Source organism: Flavobacterium bomense (genome assembly GCF_003970355.1).
The window spans coordinates 1-1,104 of the sequence record NZ_RYDJ01000231.1; the positions used below are offsets into that span (position 1 = coordinate 1).

Consider the following 1,104-nt stretch of genomic DNA (forward strand, 5'->3'; position numbering starts at 1 on the left):
TATTTGGTACGGCGAATTCGAATTGGACGAAAACACTTTTACAAAAGCCAGAACCGCTTTCGAAAAATCAATAAAAACTATTAACAATGGATAAAACGCTAAAAATCTACATCGCCCTTTTGGTGTTGCTCATAGCGGCTATTGTTGTAATCGATAGCAATCGCCCAAAACCCATTGATTGGACACCAACCTTTTCCCTCAAAGACAAAATTCCTTATGGAATGTATGTATTCGACCAAGAAATCAATTCGCTTTTGAAGGGACAAAAAATCAGGAAATTCAAAACGACACCTTATGAATATTTTGATAGCAAATACGATTATGATTCCCTTGTAAATGATTACCGAATCAAAGGAACGTTTCTCAGTATTTCGAAAATATCAAATTTTGACGACCAATCAATTACCGAAATTTGCTCGTTTGTAGATCACGGAAACAATGCTTTTATCAGTTCCGAAATGATTCCGAATGCCTTGTTAGACAGTTTGAATCTAAAAATGGATAGCGAATACAAATACTCGGACAGCATCTACAATTGGGTCGCCAACAAAAAACTGGGCAATCAAAAATACAAAATCATAGAAGGCGTAAACAACAATTATTTTTCCAAAATCGATACGCTGAATACGACTGTTTTAGGCTATCAGAATGGCGACAGCACCAGAATCAATTTCATAAAAGTCAATTATAAAACTGGCGTATTTTATTTGCACACGCAACCCGTGGCGTTTACCAATTTTCATTTATTGAAAGGCAATCATCACGAATATGCCGAAAAAGTCTTGTCATACATCCCGAAAAGAAAAGTCTTTTGGTGCGTCAAAGATCAAACAGGAGAAGTAATTTCGGATTCGCCAATGCGGTACATTTTGAGTCAACCATCGCTAAAATGGGCTTGGTATATTTTCTTGATTGGAATGCTTGTGTTTATATTTTTCAATGCCAAACGAAAACAAAGAGTCGTTCCAATAATAAAACCGTTGGCAAACACCACGGTCGATTTTACAAAAACCATTGGGAATTTGTATTACCAGGAAGGCGATCACAACAACATTATCGATAAAAAAATTATTTATTTTCTCGAAAAAATCAGGAACGAATATT

1 protein-coding gene is annotated in these 1,104 nt (G+C 35.6%); it reads left to right on the forward strand.

What is annotated here, in order from left to right; translation table 11 throughout:
- Positions 1-86: 86 nt before the first annotated feature.
- On the forward strand, positions 87-1,104 hold a 1,018-nt coding region (locus EKL98_RS16960; RefSeq protein ID WP_126563236.1), incomplete at its 3' end, for a DUF4350 domain-containing protein.